The organism is Aeromonas sp. 25-AL00135 (assembly GCF_054052385.1).
The window spans coordinates 1-3,028 of record NZ_JBSTYQ010000039.1; the positions used below are offsets into that span (position 1 = coordinate 1).

Genomic DNA, 3,028 nt, shown 5'->3' on the forward strand with positions numbered 1-3,028 from the left:
GAGTAATCGCGCTGTGTCCGTTTCACACCTTGTCCCATCGGGTTCTCCATTTATTGGGGGGAAAGGTGTAAACCATATTCAGGACGGGACATTAAGATGAAACAAGCCGGGTGATGCCCGGCTTTTTTAAAAGCACAATTTGTCAGGAGAGTCGCCCAATGCGTCTGTGTGATACCGATATTGAACGCCATCTGGATGAAGGCAAGATCGTCATTGAGCCACGGCCCGGGGTAGAGCGGATCAGTGGTGTCAGTGTCGATGTGCTGCTGGGTAACGAGTTTCGGGTGTTTCGCGATCATACCGCACCCTATATCGACCTGAGCGGCCCGAGCAGCGAGATGGCCGATGCCATCGATCGGGTGATGAGTGACGAGATCCACATCCCCGATGGCGAAGCCTTCTACCTGCACCCGGGTCAGCTGGCGCTGGCGGTGACCTACGAATCCGTCACCCTGCCTGCCGATATTGTCGGCTGGCTGGATGGCCGCTCTTCACTGGCGCGGCTGGGTCTGATGGTGCACGTGACGGCACACCGCATCGATCCGGGTTGGTCCGGTCGCATCGTGCTGGAGTTCTACAATGGCGGCAAACTGCCGCTGGCACTGCGCCCGAAGATGAAAATTGGCGCCTTGAACTTCGAGATGCTCTCCGGCGTCGCGGCCCGACCCTACAACAAGCGGGAAAATGCCAAGTACAAGAGCCAACAGGGCGCCGTTGCCAGTCGTATCAATCAGGACTGATAACTGGCAACACGGCAACGATGCAAGGGAGCACAAGGTGCTCCCTTTTTGCATCTGGAATCAAACGGATATGGGGCTGATGGTGCTGGTCGGATGAGATTGACGGGGCAGGGACGTTTTATCACCACTTTAGCCCGTTTTTCTGTCATAAAAACGTCATAAAAATGAAATTATTGGCTTAATTGTCAGCTATTTTTGCCCTTTCCCGCAATCATTGATGGCTTTAATTAATCGATGGCAAGCCGCATGAAGACTGGCTCTAGGATATTTTTTTCCAAAAAGCTCTTTTTTTTTATGGCTGAAATATTTCAATGGTGGCTATGGTGTTGGCCGCCATCTGGCATAATCCGCCGCAACTCATAAACAGGCTTTTTTTTATGTTTGAAATGTTTAGTGGTTTGGGTTTGTGGTGGTCAATCGGTTTGGTATTGGCCGTTTTTTTTGTGCTTGCCTATGAATTTATCAACGGCTTTCACGATACCGCCAACGCGGTAGCAACGGTTATCTATACCAAGGCGATGCCAGCTCACCTGGCGGTCGTTGCATCGGGGATCTTCAACTTTTTTGGCGTCATGTTTGGTGGGTTGGGTGTGGCCTATGCCATTGTCCATCTGCTGCCCATCGACCTGCTGCTTGGGATGGACTCCACCCAAGGGTTGATCATGGTCTTCTCCTTGCTGTTTTCCGCCATCGTGTGGAACCTGGGCACCTGGTTCTTCGGGATCCCGGCCTCCAGTTCACATACCTTGATCGGTTCCATTCTGGGGGTAGGCGGTGCCTATGCCTGGATCACCCATAAACCGGTGACAGAAGGGATTAACGTGGGCAAAGCAATCGACATCATGCTTTCCCTCATCATCTCTCCCACCATCGGCTTCATCATCGCGGCGCTGCTGCTGCTGGCGATGAAGCGCATCTGGACCAGCAACAAGATCCACAAAACGCCGGAAGAGCGCCAGCTGGTGGATGGCAAGAAACACCCGCCGTTCTGGGCGCGTCTGACCCTGGTGGCCTCGGCCATGGGCGTCAGCTTCGTGCACGGCTCCAACGATGGCCAGAAGGGCATCGGTCTGGTGATGCTGGTGCTGATCTGTATGGCGCCTGCCTATTTCGCACTGGACATGAACAGCCGTGCCTATGATCTGGACCGGACCCAGGATGCCAACCAGCGCATCATGGAGATCTACCAGCGCAACCAGTCTGCTCTCTCTGGCGTTATCAACTTCTCTGCACCGGCAACGGCTCAGGAAGAGCTGATGACCCACTGCTCCGCAGATGGCGTGCTGCAGGCGATGGCCACCCTGGATGCCCGTCTGGGGGCCGTGCGTACTTATGATCAGATGAGCCTGACCGACCGCCGCGAAGTGCGTCGTCTGCTGCTCTGTATCGATGACACCGCCCGCAAGGTTGCCAAGCTGCCGCTGCCAGCCAAGGAGCTGACTGATCTGGCCAAATGGCGCAAGGACCTGACCGCGACCGCTGAATACGCACCGACCTGGGTGATCGTCTCCATCGCGCTGGCGCTGGGTTGCGGCACCATGGTGGGCTGGCGTCGTATCGTTCATACCGTGGGCGAGAAGATCGGCACGACCGGTATGACCTACAGCCAGGGCATCGCGGCCCAGATCACGGCAGCAACCTCCATCGGGGTCGCCAGTCTGACTGGTATGCCGGTGTCCACCACCCACATCCTCTCTTCTGCGGTGGCGGGGACCATGATTGCCAACAAATCCGGCCTGCAGAGCCAGACCATCAAGACCATCCTGATGGCCTGGGTGCTGACCCTGCCGCTGACAATGCTGCTCTCCGGCGGCCTGTTCATCGTCAGCCACCATCTGTTTGGTGGATAACATCGCTATTTTTTCTAAGGGCCCGCGGGCCCTTTTTTCATATCTGCGATTCTCTTTAATATGCCAACAAACAAAGTTGTGCATTAAAATTATCAATAGGTGTGATGCTAAAAATTAACGCTTTGAATGAACTTTCTCAGAGATATACAAGCGCAAATACAGGAGAAAGCAGGGCGTTTTCCTGTAGCAACACTCCCTTCAAAATCCCGTTCACCCGATCCGCCAACGCATTCTGGTAACAGTCATACCCATCCGTCATCGAGCATTTCACCCCGTACCGTTCATGTAATGATTGATACAGTCCCGAGCAATACTGTACGCCGCGGTCTGAGTGATGGATTAGCTCCCCGCCGCCACGCCGTTGCTTCAGCGCTTTCTTGAACGCCATCGCCACCGATTCGGCATGCATCCCTTCGTGCACGTGATGGCCCACTATCT

2 protein-coding genes and 1 pseudogene are annotated in these 3,028 nt (G+C 54.8%); 2 read left to right on the plus strand and 1 reads right to left on the minus strand.

What is annotated here, in order from left to right:
• The first annotated feature begins 158 nt into the window (after positions 1-158).
• Together dcd and ACW5XC_RS20335 are read left to right on the plus strand one after the other, a co-directional pair.
• A complete protein-coding gene (dcd, locus tag ACW5XC_RS20330) occupies positions 159-740 on the plus strand; it encodes a dCTP deaminase (protein ID WP_005336719.1) in 582 nt (193 codons plus the stop codon).
• A 377-nt stretch (positions 741-1,117) separates the two neighbouring features.
• A complete protein-coding gene (locus tag ACW5XC_RS20335) occupies positions 1,118-2,590 on the plus strand; it encodes an inorganic phosphate transporter (protein WP_042054396.1) in 1,473 nt (490 codons plus the stop codon).
• Between the two features lie 184 nt (positions 2,591-2,774).
• Here the strand turns inward: ACW5XC_RS20335 and ACW5XC_RS20340 are convergent.
• Positions 2,775-3,028, minus strand: a pseudogene (locus ACW5XC_RS20340) (DDE-type integrase/transposase/recombinase); the annotation flags it as partial.

Excerpts from the sequence above, each read along its gene's own strand:
- dcd (WP_005336719.1), top strand. The coding sequence starts at position 159 with ATGCGTCTGTGTGATACCGATATTGAACGCCATCTGGATGAAGGCAAG.
- ACW5XC_RS20335 (WP_042054396.1), top strand. The coding sequence starts at position 1,118 with ATGTTTGAAATGTTTAGTGGTTTGGGTTTGTGGTGGTCAATCGGTTTG.